The organism is Planobispora longispora (genome assembly GCF_016863135.1).
Lineage (GTDB): Bacteria > Actinomycetota > Actinomycetes > Streptosporangiales > Streptosporangiaceae > Planobispora > Planobispora longispora.
This window is the reverse complement of the sequence record NZ_BOOH01000011.1, coordinates 128,574-148,964: the sequence shown is the minus strand read 5'-3', so window position 1 is coordinate 148,964 and position 20,391 is coordinate 128,574. Positions and strand designations below refer to the sequence as shown.

Here is a 20,391-nt window from a genome sequence, read left to right as displayed (position 1 = left end):
CCGCCTCTGGAACGGTTGACGCCTCAGCTCACCGTCCGCCGCCCACCGCCTCGGCCATGGTCCTGACCACGGTGCCGCGGTTCTTCCTGGCCGCCAGCCAGTCGAGGAACTCGCCCAGCCGGTCCGGCGGGGTCGAGTAGAGGCCGCAGCCGTCGCAGACGCGGTGGAAGATCAGCGGGAGCAGCCCTCCCCCGGCCTTCTCCGCGTTCAGCACCAGTTGCTTCATCTGCCGGACCTCGGTGTCCTCCACGAACGAGGACGGCGCGCGGATCGCCCAGCGGTCCAGCGGGGGGACGGTCTCCGTGGCCGGGCAGTTCCGGCACGTCCACTGCCTCAGGCCCCAGGTGGTCCGGGCGGCGGCGTACCCGCACAGCCGGGCCGTCCTCGTGGCCTCGGCGTTCACCGCCCCGTACGGGTAGGCGAAGGTGGTGGCCCTGTGCCCCATCCGCATCAGCGCCTTGCGGTCGTCGCAGATCTGCGCGCGCAGCTCGTCCGGCGGCAGCTCGGTGAGCCGGGCGTGGTCCAGCGTGTGCCCGCCGATCTCGTGCCCGGACTTGGCGATCGCGGCCAGCTGGCGCCGGGTGAGCCTGTCGTCCTCACCGAGGTTCCCGCTGTTGACGTAGAACGTTCCGCGCATGCCCCGCTTGCCGAGCATCCGCGCCGCCAGGACGTGCGTGGCGTCCCCGTCGTCGAACGTGAGGGAGACGATCGTCTTCGGCGGCTTCGATTTCTGCGGTTTCTTCGGCTTTCCCGGCTTCGCTTCCGCCGCGGTGCCCGACGCGGCGCCCGCTGCGGTGTCCGACGCGAGGGCCGGTCCGCCGGACAGGAGGAGGGAGACGAGCAGGGCCGATGTCAGCGGGCCCAGAGCCGCGCGGGGGAGCTTCGCGGTCTTCACTGTGGGGCGTCCTTTCGGGTGAGGTAGGCGACCCAGACCGGCTCGCCGTCGTTCTCGCGCAGAACGTGCCTCTCCCAGCCCGCCACGGCCTCCGGCGGCGGCTGCTTGGTGAGGAGGGCGAAGACCCGTTCCGGTTCCGCCGCCGCCATCCGGCCGTCGAGCGAGTTCCCCGGGTCGGCGAGGTTGAGGGTGTCGCACCGGGCGACGAAGGCCACGGCGGGGTCGACGAGCTCGTCCACCAGCGTGCAGGGCGGCCGCACACCCAGCTCGGTCATGTCCTTGACCACCCCGGCGAGATAGCTCCGTCCCCGGTGCTGCTGGTAGGCGAGGTCGACCAGGAGGCTCACCTGGAAGGCGGTGTGCGCCAGCAGCGCCGCGGCGAGCAGTCCCGCCACCGGCCGCCGGAGGCGCCGGCCGGGCGGCCCGAGCAGGCACTCGGCGGCGGGGATGACCAGCAGCGCGTAGGCCGGCAGCAGGAACCGCGGCGCGCCGTAGTCGACCAGCAGCAGGTACGGCACCGCCACGCTGAACCCGGTGACGGCCGCCACGGCGGTGGCCGGGGTCCCGGGAGCGGCCCGCCGGGCGAGGACCGCGCCGGCGACGGCGAGGATCGGCAGGATCACCCACCACGCCGCCGGCCATGGATCCTCCGGGGGGATCAGGCACGGGCGGCAGAAGAGCGGGCCGTTCGCCGTCTTGAACTGGTGCAGGAATCCCGGAGCGAGCGATAGCCCGCCCTGCACCTCACCCGCCTGACGCCATCGCGACAGCGGGTCCCCGTAGGAGACGTACGCCTCGATCACCCAGGGGAGGAACCCCGCGGCCACCCCGGCCGACGTCACCGCGGCGGGTTTGACCCGGCGGCCGAGCAGGCTGACGGCCGCCAGCGGCAGGGCGAGCCAGAGGGCGTCGCCCGGCCGCAGCACCGCCACCGCGGCGACCGAGGCCCCGAGCCCCAGGTACGCCTTCGCGGAACCGTCCCTGAGCGCCAGCAGCAGGCAGCCGGTCGCCGCGGCGCAGCCGAAGGCCACGTAGAGGTTCGGCATGACCTGCGTGCCGTACAGGAGGGTGACCCACAGCCCGCCGAACAGTCCGGCGGACAGCAGCAGGACGCCCCTGCGGAGCAGGAAGGCCCAAGGGAGGAACGCCAGGAAGAACCCCAGGCCGGACAGGAGGGTCATCCAGAGGCGGATGGCGGCCGGATCCCTCGTGACGTAGGCGACCGGCGCCACCAGCCAGACGATCCCGCGGGCCCGGGGCGCGCTGAAGACGGCGTCGGGGACGCCGGGCGCGACCTGGCTGGTGTAGACCGCCTCGTCCCACTCCAGCGGCATGCCGTACGGCAGGACGACCAGCTGCGCCACCACGTAGACGGCGGCGGCGCAGGCGAGGAGGACGACCGGGCGGTCAGCCGGGCGGGATCGAGGGGGCGACACAGGAAGGCACCATACCTAGGGATATGCGACTTCTCTAAAACTTAGCTACAAGTTTCACAAACGCCGCATTACCCACCCATGCCGGTCTGAACTCCTCTTCCGCCGGAGTACAGACTCCCGCTTCCCCTGCGCGGAGGCCCACGGCGGTCCGGTCAGTCCCCGGCGGTCCGGTCAGTCCCTCCCCTGCCAGGTCGTCACGCACGCCTCGTTTCCCTCCGCGTCCGCGAGCACCCAGAAGGACGGGGCGTGCTCGTCGGACAGCAGGACGCCGCCGGCCTCCAGGGCGGCCCGGATGCGGTGGGGCGCCTCGTCGTGCGGGACGGAGATGTCGAAGTGGATGCGGTTGCGCTGCGGGCGCGGCGCGTCCATCTGCTGGAACCAGATCGCCGGGCCGTGCCGGAGGGGATCGACGAGCGGGTCCTCCGGGCCCGACGCGCCGGCCTCGTCGGCGTATCCCATCACCGCCTTCCAGAAGGGGCGGACGCGAGGGATGTCGATCGCGTCGATCGCGATCTCGACCAGCTGGACCGACCGGGGCCCCGCGCCCGCGACCTCGGGGTCGAGCCGCAGGCCGAGCTCCCGCACGGCCCCGGAGACCGCGCGGGCGAGCTCCACCTCCCCGGGGGTCACCATCGCCGCGTCGAGCGACTGCAGGGTCATCACCAGCCGGTCCGCGCGCACGTCCATCCAGAGGCTGCCGTCGGCGTCGCCACCCGCCGCCTCCGTCACACAGGCGGCGACCTCGACCGCCCGGCGCAGCGACGGCACCCGTACCGACGTCTGAAGCGCCCCCAGAACGTACCGCCAGCCCAGATCTCCGACGGCGTCGGAGATCTCCTGGCGGCTCAGCCGCCCACCGTTGTCCGGAACAACCGGAATATCTGCCATGCCGCCATGATCGCAGTAATCCCGCATCAGGCGGGCACGGCCGGGACCCCGACAGGCCGCGGGCACCGGGGCCACGCGGGAAGACCTGTCAGGGCCGCCGCCGTACGGGGTCGTCCTCTACGCGAGAAGTCCTCCTGTGCGAAGTCCTACGCCGCAGGGGGTGCTACGAGGCGTCCTCGCCCTCGACGCGCATGACGCTCACCACGTCGCGCACGATGTCCAGCTCGCGCAGGCCCTCGATCGTCGCCGAGAGCGCGGCGTCGCTGGCCCGGTGGGTGACCAGGACGAGCTGGGCGTCGTCGCCGAGCCCCTCCTGGCGGACCGTCTGGATGGAGACGTCCTGCTTGGCGAACATCTCGGCGACCCGGGCGAGCACGCCCGGCTTGTCGGCCACGTCGAGGGAGACGTGGTAGCGGGTGACGGTCTCGCCCATCGGGTGGACGGTCAGGTCGGCGTAGGTGGACTCCTCCGGGCCGCACGTGCCGGCCAGGCGGTTGCGGGCCACGGCCACGATGTCGCCCAGCACCGCGCTGGCGGTCGGCGCGCCGCCGGCGCCCGCGCCGTAGAACATGAGCCGACCGGCGGACTCGGCCTCGACGAAGACCGCGTTGTAGGCCTCGCGGACCCCGGCGAGCGGGTGCGTCCTGGGGATCATCGCCGGGTGCACCCGGACGCCGAAGGAACGGCCGTCGTCCGAGCGCGCGCAGATCGCCAGCAGCTTGATGACGTAGCCCATCTCCCTGGCACTGGCCACGTTCGCCGCGCTGATCTCGGTGATGCCCTCGCGGTGCACGTCGGCGGCCGTCACCCGGCTGTGGAAGGCGATCCCGGCCAGGATCGCGGCCTTGGCCGCGGCGTCGAAGCCCTCGACGTCGGCCGTGGGGTCGGCCTCGGCGTACCCCAGCGCCTGGGCCTCCTCCAGCGCTTCGGAGAACGAGGCGCCGGAGGAGTCCATCTTGTCGAGGATGTAGTTCGTGGTGCCGTTGACGATGCCGAGGACACGGTGCACGTGGTCTCCGGCCAGGGACTCGCGCATCGGCCGGATCAGCGGGATCGCGCCCGCCACGGCCGCCTCGAAGTACAGGTCGACGGTGTTGTCCCGGGCCGCGGCGTGGATCGTCGCGCCGTCCTCGGCCAGCAGCGCCTTGTTGGCGGTGACGACCGACTTGCCGCTGTTCATCGCGGCGAGGATGAGCGAGCGGGCGGGCTCGATGCCGCCGATCACCTCGACGACGATGTCGACGTCGTCCCGGGTCACCAGGGCCTCGGCGTCGGTGGTGATCAGCAAGGGGTCCACCTCGACGCCCCGCACCCGGCCGGGACGGCGCACGGCCACGCCCGCCAGCTCCAGCGGGGCGCCGATCCGGGCGGCGAGGTCGCCGGCCTGCTCCCGCATCAGCCGGATCACCTGGGAGCCGACGACGCCGCAGCCGAGGAGCGCGACTTTCAGCGGTTTGCCTGCGGTCTGTTTCACAGCTGCCCTCTCAACAGGTCGTCCTCGGTCTCCCGCCGGACGATCACACGGGACACCCCCTCCTTGACCGCGACCACTGCGGGCTTGGGAAGGTAGTTGTAGTTGTTGGCGAGCGAGCGGCAGTAGGCGCCGGTGCCCGCGACGGCGATCAGGTCTCCGGGGGCCAGGTCCTCGGGGAGCCACAGGTCGCGGATGACCATGTCGCCGCTCTCGCAGTGCTTGCCGACCAGGCGCGAGAGCATCGGCCCGCCCTCGCTCTCGCGGGAGGCCAGGCGCGCGGTGTAGTCGGCGCCGTACAGGGCGGTCCGGATGTTGTCGCTCATGCCGCCGTCGACGCTGACGTAGGTGCGCAGGCCCTCGACGTCCTTGATCGTGCCGACCTCGTAGAGCGTCACGCCCGCCGTCCCGGCGATGGACCGGCCCGGCTCGACGGTGAGCGTGGGGACCGGCAGGCCCGCGGACCGGGCCACCTTGGCGACGATCTCGCGCAGGCTGTCGGCGATCTCCTTGACGTCGAGCGTCTCGTCGCCCTCGACGTAGGCGATGCCGTACCCGCCGCCGAGGTCCAGCTCGGGCAGGACGACGCCGTGCTCCTCCTTGATCTGCACCAGGAGCTTGGCCAGGCGGCTCGCGGCCACCTCGAACCCGGCGGTGTCGGTGATCTGCGAACCGATGTGGGAGTGCAGGCCCACCAGTTCCAGCTGGGGCAGGGCGAGGATGCGGCGGGCGGCCTCGGCCGCGGCGCCGCTGTTCAGGGAGAGGCCGAACTTCTGGTCGTCGTGGGCGGTGGCGATGAACTCGTGGGTGTGGGCCTCCACGCCCACGGTCACCCGGATCATGACCTTCGGCCGCCTGCCGTGCTTGTCGGCCAGGAAGCCGAGCCGGGCGATCTCCTCGAAGGAGTCGACCACGATGTGCCCGACGCCCGCCTCGACGGCCCGCTCCAGCTCCGCGAGCGACTTGTTGTTGCCGTGCATGGTGATGCGCTCGGGCGGGAACCCGACGCTCAGCGCGACGGCGAGCTCGCCGGCGCTGCACACGTCGAGGCCGAGGCCCTCCTGCATGATCCAGCGGGCGACCTCGCGGCAGAGGAACGCCTTGCCCGCGTAGTGGACCTCGCCGTCGGTGAAGGCGGCCCGGTAGTCGCGGCAGCGGGAGCGGAAGTCCTCCTCGTCCACCACGTAGAGCGGCGTGCCGTACTCGGCGACCAGGTCTCTGACGTCGACGCCGCCGATCGTGACGGCGCCGCCGGAGCGGGCCGACGTTCGCGGCCAGATCGCCGGGTCGAGGACGTTCAGGTCGGCGGGTGCGTGCGGAGGCCGGTCCTCGGGCAGCACTTCGGCGTGCCGGTCACCGGCGGGGTGGACGAATCGACTCACCCAAAGGAGGCTATCGGAACCGCTGATCCCCGTGGGACCGGTGACCACCTGGCGAGACAGGATCATCCGAGAACACGCGAACTTTTCACGATTTGCACAGGGTGCGCCGTATATTTTGGCGCCATATGAGCATCTGACGGCGGAGGATGGGCGAGAACCCCCGGAAGCCATGGGCGGCGGGGAGACTTCCCCCTCCGCGCTAGGAGACCTCCCCCTCCGGGGCCTTCCAGGTGTTGCAGGCCCCGACCGTGCCCTCCCTCTGCCCGCGCAACATCCACAGGGCGCCGCTCCGCGACGAGCCGTGGGAGGCACGCTGCTCGGCGGCGTCCTCCTCCGTCGCGTCCGTCTCCGTCCCATGGGCCAGCGACCGGCGCAGGTCGTTGAGGAGGTACGGCTGGACGTCGCGGAGCGCCGCGGCGGCCAGGCAGTCGGCCTGCAGCTCCAGCCTCCGGGACCACGCCTCGTCGAAGACCTCCGACCCGTCCTGGGCGGAGATGCCGACGATCGCCTGGACGTGGTGGGCGTACTCGTGGGCGAGGGTGAACATCACCGGGAAGACCTCGCCGTCCCCGGAGCCGTCATCGGAGCCGTCATCGGAGCCGTCGCCGGAGCCGTCATCGGGGCCGCCCTCGACGAGGACGTTGACGACCGCCTCCCCGCCGCAGTAGATCCCGGCCCAGTCGAAGTCCTCGGTCCCGCAGGCCGCCTCCTCGGGGGAGCCGACCAGCCGCACCTCCGCGGGTTCCTCGTAGTCGACCCCGGCCGGCTCCAGCACGGCCTCCCACATGCGGTCCAGGCAGCGCGCCAGCGCGGTCAGCGTCGCGTCGGCGTCGGCGTCGAGTTCCTCCGGCAGACCCTCGCACCGGCCGCCGACCGGCCCGCTCTCGCTGTGGAAGCTGTGGGTCGCCACGGCCGACCGGGCGGACCCGGGGGCCGTGCCGAGCAGGTTCTGCAGGTCGCCGCGGAGGTAGACCGTCCCGCCGACGACGACGGCGAAGACGAGCATGACCGGGAGGATCCGCCGGACCGCGCCCCTGCGCCGGCCCCCTCCGGGGGACCAGTCCCGCGGACCGCTCACTGACCCTCCCACCGCCACATTCCAGGTAATTCATCCCAATCTACCGTCGCGTGAACCCCTTCAGCCCTTCCCGGCCTCCCGCACACCTCCACCGGCTCGCGGTCCGGCACGTCGTCGCGCCACTCCGCGACGGTGAGCGTCCGGCCGGCCCGCGCGCAGACCGTCTCCGCGGCTACGGGCGTCCAGCCCCGTAGTATTCCGAGCGATAATACCCCGAGGTTATACTGACCATTTCGATATCCCTTCCCGTGCGCGGGGCGTGAATCATCTTCCCCGAGCCCACATATATGCCGACGTGCCCAAGATCAGAAAAGAAGACCAGATCCCCTGGCCGAAGTCCGCCGTATCTCACCCTGCGAGTGACCGAGTACTGTGCGCCGATAGTTCTCGGCAGTGTCACCCCTCCTGCAGCCCATGCCTTCTTGGTCAACCCCGACGCATCAAAACAGGAGGGACCTGTGCCGCCGTAACAGTATTCCTTACCGATCTGATCGTAAGCGTAGTCAAGCGCTGCCTGAGGACCTGCGCTCGAAATCACGGCCGCGGTCGCCGCATGCGCGGGAATGGTTGACGCCGCCGAGAGCCCGACGACAAACGCAATTACGGCGAATCGCTGGAAGCGCATTCTTCCTCCTTGACGGGACGGGTGGACGCCGGTCGTCCAATATCTTTTCGGAAGATTACAGCCGGCATATGACCACCGCAAGGAAGGCCGAAAAATTCAATTGCAATTCATGGACTGGACGACGAAACCACCTGGATAATCCAGCCGCGCTTACAGCTCGCTTCAACATGCTCTTCCGGGTTTACCCGCACACCTCGGCACGCTGGATTTCCGGGAGATGACGCTGCTGTTCCTGCGGGGTCATGGCCCGACCGGCCCGCGCGCAGACCGCTGCCGCGGCCTGTTCGCCGTCCAAGGGATGCCCCCGTACGACGCCCTCCGGTGTCGCGCTGTACAGCGTTCTGCCGTCCGCGCTGAACGCCATCGAGGCGGTCGCGCCGAAGCCGTACTCCATCAAGCCGTCGAACACGACCCCCAGAGGCTGTCTGCTCGGCACGTCCCACAGCCGGATCCGGTCACCGAACTCGTATGAGGCAAGTGTGCGCCCGTCGGGCGACCAGACCAGAAACTCGCTCTCGCCCGCGGTGGGAAGATCTCCGACAGCAGAGGTGAGGCCGGCATCCCACAGCGAGATCCGGCCGGATCCGCTGAAGGCCGCGAGCCCTCCGTCGGGGCGGAAGGCGTACGGGCTCGAGAGGCTGCCCAATCCTTCGGGCTGCGGACGCCGGGCGCCGTTCGCCAGATCGAGAAGTTCGGGGACGGGACCGGTCACGAGAAGCTTCCCGTCGGGACGGAAGGTCATGGCGCCTCCGCTCCTCACATCGGCGGCGGTGACGGAGCCGGTTTTGAGGCTTCTCAACTCCACGGGCAGCGTGCCGTCCAGCCCGGTGGGCGACACCGCCAGCGTGCCGCCGTCCGGGCTGAAGGCCACGCCGTCGACACCCGTCGCCCGCCTGTCGGAGACCTCGAAGAGAACGAGCATCCTGCCGGAGACGGCGTCGACGACCCTCACATGTCTGCCCGCCGTGTTCGCGGCGGCGACACGCCTGCCGTCCGCGCTGAAGGCGAGTACGTTGGCCCTCCCTCTGACGGGTGCCGCGATCTGCCGATCGTCGCGGACGTCCCAGAGCCGCGTGCCGGAATCCGTGCCGATCGCGAGGATCCGTCCGTCCGGCCCCAGCAGCCCTATATTGCCCGGCGCGCCTGCGGTCACGGACTCGTCGAACAGGTACGAGATGTCGAGCGTGTAGATTCTTCCACCGTCTGTGATCACTCGTAGCGCCCGATCGGCTTCGTCGATGCGGAGGCCGTCGGGCAATTCGCGCAATTTCCGTTCCATGACGACGTGCGCGTCGGAGCGCCGGCGCACGACCAGTTCCCCGAGATTGCTCCAGTGCGCCAGGAACCGGGTGCTGAAGGCGAGCCATGCGGTGGCCTCACCCGAGTACTGCGCGACCAATTCACCGGAGGGCACTCTCCTGACAAGCAGCCGTGTCTCGTCCGACACGGTCGTGATCAGCACGAGGATCCGGCCATCGCTGCTGAACTCCGCTCTTTCGAAATCCTCTTTCAGAGGGAGCCAGGGGGCGTGGAGGCGCTTCCGCCCGCGCAGATCCCACAGTTCGGCTCTGCCTTCTCCCGTGGTGAACACGATTCCCATGCTGTGGTCCGTGTTCACCACGTCCAAACCGGCACCCGACCCTGCCTGGAGGCGCGTACGGCTTGCCAGGTCCCACCATCGGGTCGCGTAGATGCTCTCGGGCACGGCCAAGAGCCGTCCAGAGCGATCGAAGACCATGTCGTCCGGTTGAGCCTCCTCGGCTCCCACCGCGAATCCTCCGCCGGTGGGCCTGCCTGTGGAGACGTCCCACAGCCGCACGTCGCGGTCGTCCTGGAGCGCCAGTGTTCTGAGATCGGGACTGAGCGCCGCCTTTCTGACTGTCGTGCTCACGCCGGCGAAGGCACGAATCTGGTTGTGTGTCCGTACGTCCCAGAGCCGCACCCGACCGTTCAGGACCGCCGCGAGCGTGCCACCGTCCTGGCTGAGGGCGTAGACCGTGTCCGGACTGGCATGCGGGTCCGCGAACGAGTCGACCACGGGCTGGGACAGGGATTCGTACAACGCCCCGCGGGTCTCGGGCAGCGAGGGGGCCAGGCGGTAGGCCGCCACGCTCAGCAGCATCGACCGCCGGGGGTCGGTCTCGCGCAGGCCCGCCGCGCGCAGCGCGAGCGATCGGGCGGTCGCCTCGTCGCGCTGGCGGTCGGAGATCCCGCGCCGGTACTCGGCCAGCCCGAGCGCCCCCAGCGCCGCGACCAGCAGGACGGCGAGCGCGGCGGCCAGCAGGGCGCGGCGCCGGGACCGGCTCCGCGCCTGCCCGGCCGCCGCGTCGAGGAACGCGCGCTCCAGGTCGAGCAGCGTGATGTCCCTGCGCTCCGTGGCGGCCCACCGCAGCGTCCTGTCGAGGTTGGAGCCGTGCAGCAGGTCACCGGGCTTGCGGCCGTGGTCGTCCCAGAACCGGGCGGCCTCGGTCAGCCGCCGGTGGACGGGGAGGCCCTGGCGGTTGTCCGCCACCCACTGCCGCAGCCGCGGCCAGGCGTTGATCAGGGCGGGTCTGGCCAGCGTGTACGCCGACTCCTCCGCGGTGACCAGCCCCGCCGCGCCGTACAGGGCGAGCAGGGAGTCCACGGCCTCGGCGCCGGCGAGTTCCTCCCGGGGCACCTGCCTGATCGTGTCGTCGTCGCCGACCATCCGCAGGAAGACGTCGGGCGCGACCGCCCGTTCGTCCTCGGAGAGCTCCTCGAAGAGCTCCTCGGCGATGGCGCCCAGGTCGGGGTCCGCGGTCCCGGCGAGCGGGGCGGCGGCGTTCCCGCCCTCGTCCAGCAGCCGGTCGCCCTCCACGTCGCCGAGCAGGGCGAGCAGGAGGTCCCTGGCCGCGGGCCGGTCGGCGGGGTCGCGTGCGAGCGCCGCCGTCACGAGGGCGGCCAGGGGTTCCGTCAGGCCGCCCACGTCGGGACGGAGGTCGAGCACGGCGGTCATGAGGGCGGCGGGATCCTCGCCCTGCACGGCGTCTCGCCCCGAGGCGGCGAACAGCACCACCAGTCCCCACGCCCAGACGTCGGCGGCGGCCGTGGCGCCGCGGCCCGCCAGGACCTCGGGCGCCATGTAGGCGGGCGTCCCCATGATCGGTCCCGTCGTGGTGGGGCCGGTCTCCCGCGCGACGCCGAAGTCGATGACCCGCGGCCCGTCGGAGCTGAGGATGATGTTGTCGGGTTTCAGGTCGCGGTGCACCACCTCGGCCTGGTGGATGGCGGTCAGCGCGGTGGCGGCCCCGATCGCCAGCCGCAGCAGCGCGTCATCCCGGTACGGCCCCGCCTCGGCGATCACCTGCCGCAGGTTGGGGCCGGGGACGTACTCGCTGACGATGTACGGCCGGGCGACGTCGGTCCTGACCTCGATGATCCTGGCCGTGCAGAACGAGGCCACCCGCTGGGCGGCCGCCGCCTCCCTGGCCAGCCGGGCCCTGGACGCGGGATCGTCGACCCTGGGCACCTTGACCGCGACGCGCTCGCCCGCCTCGCCGTACGCCTCGTAGACCACGCCCTGGCCGCCGGAGCCGAGCCGCCCGGCCAGCCAGTACCGTCCCAACCGGTACGGGTCAGAAGGAGTGAGAGCATCCATCAAATATGGAATTCTGGCGCATTAAATCGTCATTTGCTGATGAATAAAGGATCCGAAGTGGAATTTCGCATCATGGGGCCTCTTGAGGTGCGGGACGGCACACGGGATCGCACCCCCACCGCGCCCAAGCACAGGGACTTGCTGGCGATATTCGTGCTGAACGCCCGGCGGCCGCTGACCGTGGAGCGATTACGCGCGCTGCTGTGGCCGCACGAGGAGGGCGAGCGCTCCGACTCCCTCGTGCGGGGTTACATCGGCCAGCTCAGGCGGCTGATCGGCAAAGACGTGATCACCACGGTCGCGGGAACCTACACGCTGGCCGTCGGGGAGGACCAGCTCGACCTCGACCGCTTCAGGCGGCTGGTGGCCCGCGGAGAGCGCGACGACCTGCTCGAAGCCCTCGCCCTGTGGCGGGGCCCCGTGCTGGCGGACGTGGACCCCGAGGGCCTGCGCTGGGTGGAGACCGGACGGCTGCGCGAGGAGCTGGAGGAGCTGCGCCTGCTGGCCCTCGACCGCCGCATCGGCCTCGACCTGGACGCGGGCCGGCACCGTGAGGTCCTGGCCGAGCTGCGGCAGCTGGTGACGCGCCATCCTTCCTGGCAGCGCTTCCGCGGCCAGTACATGCTCGCGCTCTACCGCAGCGGCCGCCGCGTGGACGCCCTGACCGCCTACTCGGCGCTCCGCGACGAGCTCGACGACGGGCACGCCATCGAGCCCGATCCCGAGATCCAGCTCCTCTACCACCGGATGCTCCACGACGACGTCTCCCTGCACGTCTCGGCGGGCCCGCCGGTGCTCCTCCCCCACGACGTGGCGCACTTCACCGACCGGCAGGACCTGGTCGACCGGGTGATCGGCGGCCACGTCGTCGTCCACGGCCCCGCGGGCGTGGGCAAGTCGGCGCTCGCCGTCCACGCCACGTGGCGCCGCCGGGAGTCCTTCCCGGACGGAATCCTGTACGCGGACCTGCGCGAGGCGTCCTCCCCCGCGGCCGTGCTGGAGGACTTCCTGCGCTGGCTGGGCTGCCCGGCCCAGGCCGTGCCCGCCACCGCCGAGCAGCGGGAGCGGCTGCTGCGCACGTACGCGGCCAACCGGCGGCTGCTCGTTCTGCTCGACAACGCCTCCGACGAGGGCCAGGTACGGCCGCTGCTGACGGCCTGCCCCACGGTGGTGACGAGCCGGTCCGCGCTCGGCGGGCTGACCGGTGCGGCCCGCGTGCCGGTGGGCGTGCTCGACGACGACGCCGCGGCGGAGCTGCTGGTCAAGCTGATCGGCCCCGACCGCGGCGACGTATCGGAACTTGTCAGGATCTGCGATGGCCTCCCCATCGCGCTGCGCATCGTCGGCTCCTGGCTGGCCGCCCGGCCCGACTGGACCGTCGGCTACCTGGTCCGGCTGCTGGAGGACGAGCGCAGCCGCCTCGACCGGCTGAACGTCGGCGACCAGGCGCTGCGGAGCGTGTTCTCCATCGGCTACGACGGGCTGCCGGAGAAGGCCCGCCGCAGCCTGCGGGCGCTCGGCGCCCTGCCCGGGAACGACTTCGCCGAATGGGCGGCCGCGCGCTGCGGCGGCGAGGCCGAGACGCTGGTGGAGGCCGGCCTGCTGGAGAGGCACGTCATCGACGTCGCGGGTCAGGCCCGCTACCGGATGCACCCCCTGACCCGGCTGTTCGCCCGCGGCCTCCTGGGCGAGGGGGAGATCCGCGACGTCCTCGCCGACCTGGCCGCCGCGGCCGTGGTCCGGGTCCGGTCCTCCCGTTTCCCCCTGATCTCCGGTGATCTGCGGGAGGCGTCCGCCACCAGGGACATCCGCGAGTCGGTCGAGTGGCTGCGGGCCGAGCGGGCGTTCCTGGTCGGCCTGACCGCCGAGCTCCACCGGGCCGGGCTCGACGACGAGTGCCGGCGGCTCGCGCACCTGCTCGTGCCGTTCCTCGACCGCCACCGCTTCCTCGACGACTGGCGGCAGGTGACCGAGCTCGCGCTGCTGGCGGCCCGCCGCGCGGGAGACCTCCGGGGCGAGGCCCTCATCCTGCGCGACCAGGGGGACCTGCACCGCGCGGAGCGGCGCTGGGACCTCGCGCACGACCGGCTCAGGCTCGCGCTGGGCGTGTTCCTGCGGGAAGGCGACGGCGACAACGTGACGCGGACCAGGCGCAGGCTCGGCCAGGTCCAGTTCGAGCTCGGCGACGCCGCCAGAGCCGAGCGCACCCTCACCGCCTGCCTCGGCTCCGCCGGCAACCCCCGCGACGCCGCGGAGACGCTCCACGCCCTGGGCGCCGTGCTGGGACGCACCGGACGCCCGGACGAGGCCGTCGGCCGGCTGACCGAGTCCGCCGGACTCTTCGCCGGCCTGGCCGACCGGCACCGCCAGGCCGACGCGCTGCTGGAGCTGGCCGGCGTACGGCTGGCGCAGCGCCTGGCCGCCGACGCCCGGCAGGCGGCGGAGCAGGCGCGGGGCATCGCCGTACGCCTGGGCGACCGGCTGCTCGACGCCCGCGCTCTCCTGGCGCTCGCGCGCGTCAACCTCGCCGAGGGCGCCCCGGACCGGGCGCGCGCCCTGGCGGGGGAGGCGATGAGGACCTTCGACGAGATCGGCGACGACCGCGGCAGGGACGAGGCGCTCGACCTGCTGGCGCGGGCCTGACGGATCCTCAACATTTCCTCAACGCGCCCCGCCCTACCTTCCTGTCAGCAAGACCGGCGGAGACCACCGGACGCCCTCGCGAACGGCGGCACCGGCGGCGCGGGACTTCAGACGGAGACCTCCCGCGGCGACCGGGCCACGGCGCCGGCCTCGACGGACGACAAGAAGGAGAACCGCACATGGGACCCACCAAGAAGCTGGCCGCGGCCGTGCTGACCGCCGCCGTCATGAGCGCCGGGGCGCCGGTCGCGGCGCACGCGGCCACGGCGGGACCGTCCGTACGCGTCGCGACGGCGGAGGCGGCGTTCACCGCCGCCGTCGCCGCCGTGAACATGACGGGCCCGGCGACACTGGCGGAGACCGCCGGCCGGAACCCGTGCAAGAAGGTGAAGAACTGGAAGATGCGGATGGCCTGCGAGGCCGTGAAGCGCGCCGGCGGCATGTGGGCTCTCCAGAAGCTGGAGGACGCCGCCCGCAAGGGCTGGAACGATTTCTCCAGGACCTTCGAGAGCCTCCCCTGGGTGATCTACAAGCTGCTCAAGAAGTACAAGAAGGGTCTCTACTGCATCTGGTCCCCCTTCTGCTAGGCCGATCCGGGTGACGTGAGCCCGCCCGCCCCCGGCGCCGGAACACGGCGCCGGGGGCGGTCCCGTCACATCCGGGCGGGCGCCTGCAGGCCGAGCGCTCCCAGCACCTCGGCCAGCACGTCTCGCACGGCCCGCGCCAGCCGCACCCGCGCCCCGTGCAGCGCCGACGGCGCCTCGTCGCCCGCCGGCAGCGCCGGGGCCCGCTCGAAGGCGTCGTGGTAGGCCAGCGCCAGCTGCTCGGCGTAGGCCGCCCAGCCCGGGTCGCGGCTCGCCCGCCGGCCCGGCAGCTCCGCCAGGAGCCTGAGCACCGCCCGGTCCCGGGCGCCGGACAGCGCCCGCGGGCGGAACTCCCCCGGCACGCCCAGCTCGGCCGCCCAGCGCTGGACGGCCGCCGCCCGGACGTGCGCGTAGCCGACGACGAAGCCCGGGTTGTCCCAGGTCCCCGGGGAGAACGCCCACGGCGCCTCTGCGGGTCTCCCCTGCCGCCCGGTCCGGGCCGTACGGCCTCCCGCGCCCGCCGCACCGCCGTGACCCGCCGCCTCCCCGTGGCCGGGAGGGCCGATCTCCTCCAGCAGTTCCCCGGGAACGGCCGCCACGATCTCCAGGAAGCCGTCGGCCCGCACCCGCACGGCCGCCACGCCGGGCAGCGCGCGCACCCGCGCCGCCAGCTCCTGCGGCGGCTCACCCCGGCGCAGCGCGGCCGGGGACACGTAGAGCGCCTCGTCCTCCCACGTCCCCCGCGGGGTGGGCGGCGTCCCGAGGATCTCGCCGAGGCGGCCGGGGGTCACAGGGCACGGCCCTAGACGAAGGCGTGCGGCTCGGCCGGGCCGTACTCGACGAGCTGGGACGAGCCGAGCAGCGCGCCGTCGTGGTCGCGGCGGCTGACGTATCCGTACCGGTCGGCCGAGAAGACCTTGATCCCGTCGGCCCGGCACTGCCGCATCAGCACCTCGTCCCAGCCCTCGGAGACGTCGGCGAAGCCGATCGAGCGCAGCACGGTCCTGCGGGCCAGGAGGGTGGCTCCGGCCACGTCGGGGACGTAGGAGTACTCGGCGGAGGGGTGGCGCAGCACGGTCGCGGAGACGTCCCGCAGATGCGCGTAGTAGGCGGCCTTGCCCACGATGTCGGCGATGCTGAACAGGAACGGCCGGGCCAGGTCGGTCAGGTAGTGCTCGCCGTAGGCGTCCCTGGCGTCCATGACCGCCACCAGGTCGCCCTCGCACAGGTCCAGCGCCCGGTTGAGCGCGCTGCCCAGGGAGAGCTCCGGGTCGGTGCGGCGGACCACGACGTCCACCCGGTCGGGCATCGCGGCGCGCGCCCTGTCCCCGGCGTCGGGAGCGTCCGACAGCAGCACCAGCTGCACGACGCCCTTCTGCGGCGCGACCTGGGCCAGCGTGTGGTCGAGATCGCCCCGGTCGATCATGATCACCGAGATGTCCAGCGTCGCGCGGGCGCTGGGCAGGCCGACCGCGTCCAGCAGCTCGTCGACCTTCTGCGTCATCGTGCCGGAGGCGTACGCCTGCCGGAGGGCCGCATGGGCCCGGCGCTCGTCGGGCTCGGCCCCGATCGGGGTGCCGCAGGCGGCCAGCTCCGCCATCCGCCAGGGCTCGGTCCCGGGCGGGCAGTCCACGGCCCTGGGCCAGCGGTAGGAGGTGAGGACGTCCGGATACGACAGGTGCCCCGGGAGCAGCTCCTCCAGGGTGAGCACCCGGTCGAACCGGTCCCCGGACAGCGGCAGGGGGTTGTGCACGCGCGGCTGGATCGCGAGGGGCAGCAGCCCCAGGGACGGCTCGCGGCGGCCCGCCCCCGGGTCGGTCCCCGCGGACGCCAGCGCGGCGCCCCACGCGCCGACCGTCGCGGGCAGCGCGGTGACGATGTGCTCGAACAGCGCGGCGGCCGGGGCGAAGTCCGCGACCTCGCCGCGGGTGTGCCAGAAGACGGTGCGGATGCCCCGCTCGGCGCACCAGGCCAGCAGGGGGCGCAGGCCCTCGCCGCGTCCTCGCAGCTCCTCGGCCCACGGCCCGCCGGTGACCGACTCGACCAGCAGCAGGTGCGGCACCTCGGCCGCGAGCACGCGGTCGAAGTCCCTCGGAGTGAACCCCGTGGTCTGCCGCCACTCGTAGCGCAGCAGCGCCTCGGCGTGCGGCTCGGCGACGACCGCCGCGGTCAGGTGCGGGCGGGTGTTCGGGCCGGTGGGCACGCGGAAGGGCTTGAGCTTGACGGACTTCCCGCCGATCGTCCGGGTGGTCGCGGTGGCCTGGAAGGCCGCCCCGGGCGCCTGCCTGGCCTCGCTCTTCGGCTCCGGGACGGGCTGGCGCCTGGGCGCGGCCGGACGCTTGGCGGGCTTGGCGGCGCCGCGCAGGCCGCGCGCCAGCCGGACCGGGTTGCTCTTGCCCGTCTTGATCGCGTCACCGATCCGGGACCAGCGCGCCATCTGCACCGACGAGAGCTTCCACCGGGCGACCTCGGCCTGGTAACGCTGCTCGGCCAGGTCCTGGCGGAGCTTGCCCTCGACCGCCTCGGCCGCCTCCAGCCGGCTCTCGGCCTCCTTGAGCCGCTCCTGGAGGACGCGCGCCTCCTCGGCGCCGCGCTCGGCCTCGGCGGCCCTCGCCTGTGCCGCGTCGAGCAGCCTGGCCAGTTCGGCGGCCCGCTCCGCCTGGGCCATGGCCTCCCGCAGCGCCTGCCGCGTGCTCTCGAGTTGCTCGCCCGCCACGTCGTCCTCCGATTGTCCTGAGCCGCGCAAAGGATACCCTTTGGGCAATCGCGACACGGAGGAGTCAGCACGGTGCAGTGGCCGACGTTCAATGTGAGGCCGTACGTCTGCGGCGGCATCGGCCGGCTCGACGAGGCCGTCCTGGCGGTGCTGTGCGAGGCCGGTCCCCGGGTGCGGCCCGCGCTGCGGGCTCCGGGCGCGGCGCTGTTCAGCTCGTCGCCGCTGCCGCCGTACGCCAAGGGCCCGGGCCGGGGTCCCGGCGCGGACCTCGTCGGGAACGCCGCCCGGGACACCGGGATGTGGGCGTTCTCCTGGGGGGAGCGCCGGCCGGCCGGGATGGACGCCCGGACGCCGTGGATCACGGTGGCGGAGACCTACGAGACGCCGGGCCTGATCGACGACGGCGACCGGATCACGCTCCACACCGGGGGGCTCGGCCTGGTGGACGTCTACTACCTGGTCCGGGACGACGCGGTCTATTTCTCCTCGCTGCTGGAGCCGCTGCTCTCCCTCGCGCGCGAGCCGTACGAGATCAACTGGGACGCCTGGGCCTCGATCGTCCAGCTCACTTTCCCGCTCCGTGACGACACGCCGTACACGCAGGTCAGACGGCTGGCCGGGGCGAGCGCGCTGGTCTGGGACAAGCGGGCGGAGCGGCTCTCGACCGACCGGCGGCTCCCGCGCTGGCTGCGTGAGGAGCCGATCGAGGCCGGGCGGAGCGCCGGGGAGATCCTGGAGATCCTGCACGAGGCCTACAAGGAGCTCGACGGGCGCCCGCTGCTGGTGCCGGTCAGCGGCGGCTACGACTCGCGGCTGCTGTGCTCGGTGGCCGTGGCCCGGGGCGCGGACGTCGAGTCGTGGACGACCAGCCCGGACGACGGCACCGACACCGACATCGCCTTCGCCGAGGCGATCACCCGCGAGCTCGGGGTGCGGCACCGTGTGATCGGCCAGGACCCGGCCGCCTATCCCGCCGACGCCCTGGCCGTCGCCCGCCGCCTGGAGTTCCTGACCCCGCACCACGCCTGGTACGCCCCGTTCGCCCGCGAGGTGCACCAGGCCGGGCGGACCCTGGTGGACGGCCTGGCCGGCGGGCCGCTGCTGAAGAACTTCATGGTCAGCGGGGCCGCCCTGACCGCCTCCACGCAGGCCGAGCGGAAGGCCGCGCTGCTCGGCTCGCTCGCCCTGGGCGCCCCGTCGGCCCCGTTCCTGTCGGAGCGGGCGGAAGAGTGGATCACTTCGTCGGTGCGTGCGGCCTTCGCCCAGGCGACCTCCATGCTCAACGGTCACCGGGCCGAGCTGCCGCTGTCGGTCCTGCACACCCGCACCGCCCGGGGCATCGCCCGATCCGCGGTCAACCTGGTCGGTCCCGAGGTGTCGTTCGCGGCCCCGTTCATGCACCCCGACTTCTTCGACGCCGCGCTCTCGGTGGGGGTGGCCCGCAAGGACGGCGGGAAGTTCTACCGCGAGGTCCTGCACACGGCCAACCCGCGCGTGGCGGCGCTCCCCTCGACCAACGTGGTCAAGCAGCCGCTCCAGCGGGTCCCGCTCCGCTCGGCCGCCGCGCCCGCCCGCGCCTACGGGCACGCGATGCTGACCCGGGTCGCGGAGACGGTGCCGTCGCTGCTGTCGGAGCAGCTGCACGCGGTGGTCGCCGAGGGACCGGACGCGCTGGCCCGCTTCAACGGCTGGAACGACCGGTTCTGGGTGCGGAGCCTGGTTCTGTTCGGCGCCTGGCTGGGCGACTACGCCGACCGCCTGCCGGACCTCACCCCGCCCTGGGACTGACCGCCTGGGCGACGCCGAAGCAGCGCGCCCCGGCCCAGCAGATGACCGCGGCCACGGCCACGAGCAGGATCCGGTGGTCGACGACCGTCACCAGAACCGCGCCGGCCGCGATCGAGGCGAGCTGGAGGGCGCCGGTCAGCGCGTCGAAGGCGGTGGACACCCGGCCGAGGACGTGGCCGGGGCTGCGGCGCTGCTTCAGGGTCCGCACCGCGATCCCCGCCGCCGTCAGGCCGCCGCCCGAGACGAGCATCGCCGCCGCCAGCGTCACGTCGGCGGAGAGCAGCCACAGGGCGACCGCCAGGCCGTGCAGCCCGATCCCCGCGCCGATCACCGGCAGCTCGCCCCAGCGCCGGACGGCCGGGGCCGCGAGCGTCCCGCCGGCGACCGCGCCGATCCCCATCGCGGTCGAGGTGAAGGCGGTGAACTCGGGAGGACGGCCGGCGGCCTGGATGACGGCGAAGATGAGCGACTCGGTCGCCCCCGCCGCCGCGGACATCAGGCAGAAGGAGCCGACCGCCCGCCTGATTCCCGGCTCACCGGCGATGTGCCGGGCTCCGGCCAGGAGCTCGGCCCGCAGGCGGGACCGCTCCGGCCGCCCGGCGGGCTCCGGCCGCGGGGGCCCGGCAGGCCCGTCCCGGGGAGGCGCAGCGGGCCCGTGCCGGGGAGGCGCGGCGGGCGGCCCGGGAGGAAGCGCGGCGGGCGGCCCGGGAGGAAGCGCGGCGAAGGCCAGGGCCGCGGCCACGAAGGTGGCCGCGTCCAGCAGAACCGCCGCCCACAGGCCGAACCCGGTGTAGACGGCGACCCCGAGCAGGGGGCCGACCAGGCGGAGCCCCTGACGGGTGACCTGCAGGACGCTGTTGGCGTCGACGAGCAACCGCTCCGGCAACATGCTCTTCAGCAGGCCGTTGAGCGCTCCGAAGACGGCGGTGTAGGAGCATCCCATCGCCGCCGAGGCCAGATAGGCCAGCCAGACCGTGTCGGGACCGGACACCGCGGCCAGCGGCATGATCCCCGCCGCCGACGCCAGGCACGCCCCGACGAGGAACCTCCGGCGGTCGAAGCGGTCGATCACCCAGCCGAACAGCGGGGAGACGCACAGCGGCAGAGTGAAGAAGAGAAGGGTCAGCCCCGCCGCCCCGTCGGACCCGGTGAGCTTCTTGGCCAGGATGGCGGGGATCAGCAGCAGGGACGCGTCGCCCAGCAGGCTCGTCGCCATCGCGGCGTACACCAGGCGGAAGTCCCGCCGGCGCAGGACCGTCAGCATCA

General features: G+C 72.8%; 14 protein-coding genes. 3 read left to right on the top strand and 11 right to left on the bottom strand.

The genetic code is table 11. From position 1 onward, the window contains the following. Positions 1–28: 28 nt before the first annotated feature. From Plo01_RS05890 to Plo01_RS05855, 8 genes are all read right to left on the bottom strand, one after another. On the bottom strand, positions 29–895 hold the full coding sequence (locus tag Plo01_RS05890) for a polysaccharide deacetylase family protein (protein ID WP_203889462.1): 867 nt from the start codon (positions 893–895) through the stop codon (positions 29–31). After that, on the bottom strand, positions 892–2,331 hold the full coding sequence (locus Plo01_RS05885) for a hypothetical protein (RefSeq protein ID WP_203889461.1): 1,440 nt from the start codon (positions 2,329–2,331) through the stop codon (positions 892–894). The genes Plo01_RS05890 and Plo01_RS05885 overlap by 4 nt, the downstream gene beginning before the upstream one ends. Before the next feature lie 171 nt (positions 2,332–2,502). Beyond that, entirely contained in the window at positions 2,503–3,219 is a 717-nt protein-coding gene (locus tag Plo01_RS05880; protein WP_203889460.1) for a VOC family protein, read from the bottom strand. Positions 3,220–3,382: 163 nt separating this feature from the next. Then, positions 3,383–4,693, bottom strand: a complete 1,311-nt coding sequence (locus tag Plo01_RS05875; protein ID WP_275415364.1) for a homoserine dehydrogenase — start codon at positions 4,691–4,693, stop codon at positions 3,383–3,385. Continuing rightward, positions 4,690–6,072 carry a diaminopimelate decarboxylase gene (lysA, locus tag Plo01_RS05870; RefSeq protein WP_203889459.1) on the bottom strand — a complete coding sequence of 461 codons (1,383 nt, stop codon included), beginning with the start codon at positions 6,070–6,072 and terminating at the stop codon, positions 4,690–4,692. Before lysA ends, Plo01_RS05875 begins: the two co-directional genes overlap by 4 nt. Positions 6,073–6,271: 199 nt before the next feature. Beyond that, complete coding sequence (locus Plo01_RS05865) at positions 6,272–7,150, bottom strand: neutral zinc metallopeptidase (protein ID WP_203889458.1); 879 nt, start codon at positions 7,148–7,150, stop codon at positions 6,272–6,274. Between the two features lie 172 nt (positions 7,151–7,322). Continuing rightward, positions 7,323–7,775: a C40 family peptidase gene (locus Plo01_RS05860; RefSeq protein WP_203889457.1), complete on the bottom strand. Its 453-nt coding sequence runs from the start codon at positions 7,773–7,775 to the stop codon at positions 7,323–7,325. A 181-nt stretch (positions 7,776–7,956) separates the two neighbouring features. Continuing rightward, positions 7,957–11,361, bottom strand: coding sequence for a WD40 repeat domain-containing serine/threonine-protein kinase (locus Plo01_RS05855; protein ID WP_203889456.1), 3,405 nt, complete (start codon positions 11,359–11,361; stop codon positions 7,957–7,959). Between the two features lie 90 nt (positions 11,362–11,451). On the opposite strand from Plo01_RS05855, the gene Plo01_RS05850 reads away from it, so the two are divergent. Next, positions 11,452–14,037, top strand: a complete 2,586-nt coding sequence (locus Plo01_RS05850) for an AfsR/SARP family transcriptional regulator (RefSeq protein ID WP_203889455.1) — start codon at positions 11,452–11,454, stop codon at positions 14,035–14,037. Positions 14,038–14,216: 179 nt separating this feature from the next. Beyond that, entirely contained in the window at positions 14,217–14,624 is a 408-nt protein-coding gene (locus Plo01_RS05845; protein ID WP_203889454.1) for a hypothetical protein, read from the top strand. Positions 14,625–14,689: 65 nt separating this feature from the next. Here Plo01_RS05845 and Plo01_RS05840 read toward each other — a convergent pair whose 3' ends face one another. After that, complete coding sequence (locus Plo01_RS05840) at positions 14,690–15,412, bottom strand: DALR anticodon-binding domain-containing protein (RefSeq protein ID WP_203889453.1); 723 nt, start codon at positions 15,410–15,412, stop codon at positions 14,690–14,692. Positions 15,413–15,423: 11 nt separating this feature from the next. Then, complete coding sequence (locus Plo01_RS05835; protein WP_239315915.1) at positions 15,424–17,337, bottom strand: glycosyltransferase family protein; 1,914 nt, start codon at positions 17,335–17,337, stop codon at positions 15,424–15,426. Between the two features lie 72 nt (positions 17,338–17,409). Here Plo01_RS05835 and Plo01_RS05830 point away from each other — a divergent pair, with 72 nt between their 5' ends. Beyond that, the gene (locus Plo01_RS05830; RefSeq protein ID WP_203889452.1) at positions 17,410–19,125 is read left to right on the top strand and encodes an asparagine synthetase B family protein; all 1,716 of its coding nucleotides are present in this window, start codon (positions 17,410–17,412) and stop codon (positions 19,123–19,125) included. Here the strand turns inward: Plo01_RS05830 and Plo01_RS05825 are convergent. Then, complete coding sequence (locus Plo01_RS05825; protein ID WP_239315917.1) at positions 19,106–20,389, bottom strand: MFS transporter; 1,284 nt, start codon at positions 20,387–20,389, stop codon at positions 19,106–19,108. The genes Plo01_RS05830 and Plo01_RS05825 overlap by 20 nt on opposite strands. Between the last annotated feature and the right edge of the window lie 2 nt (positions 20,390–20,391).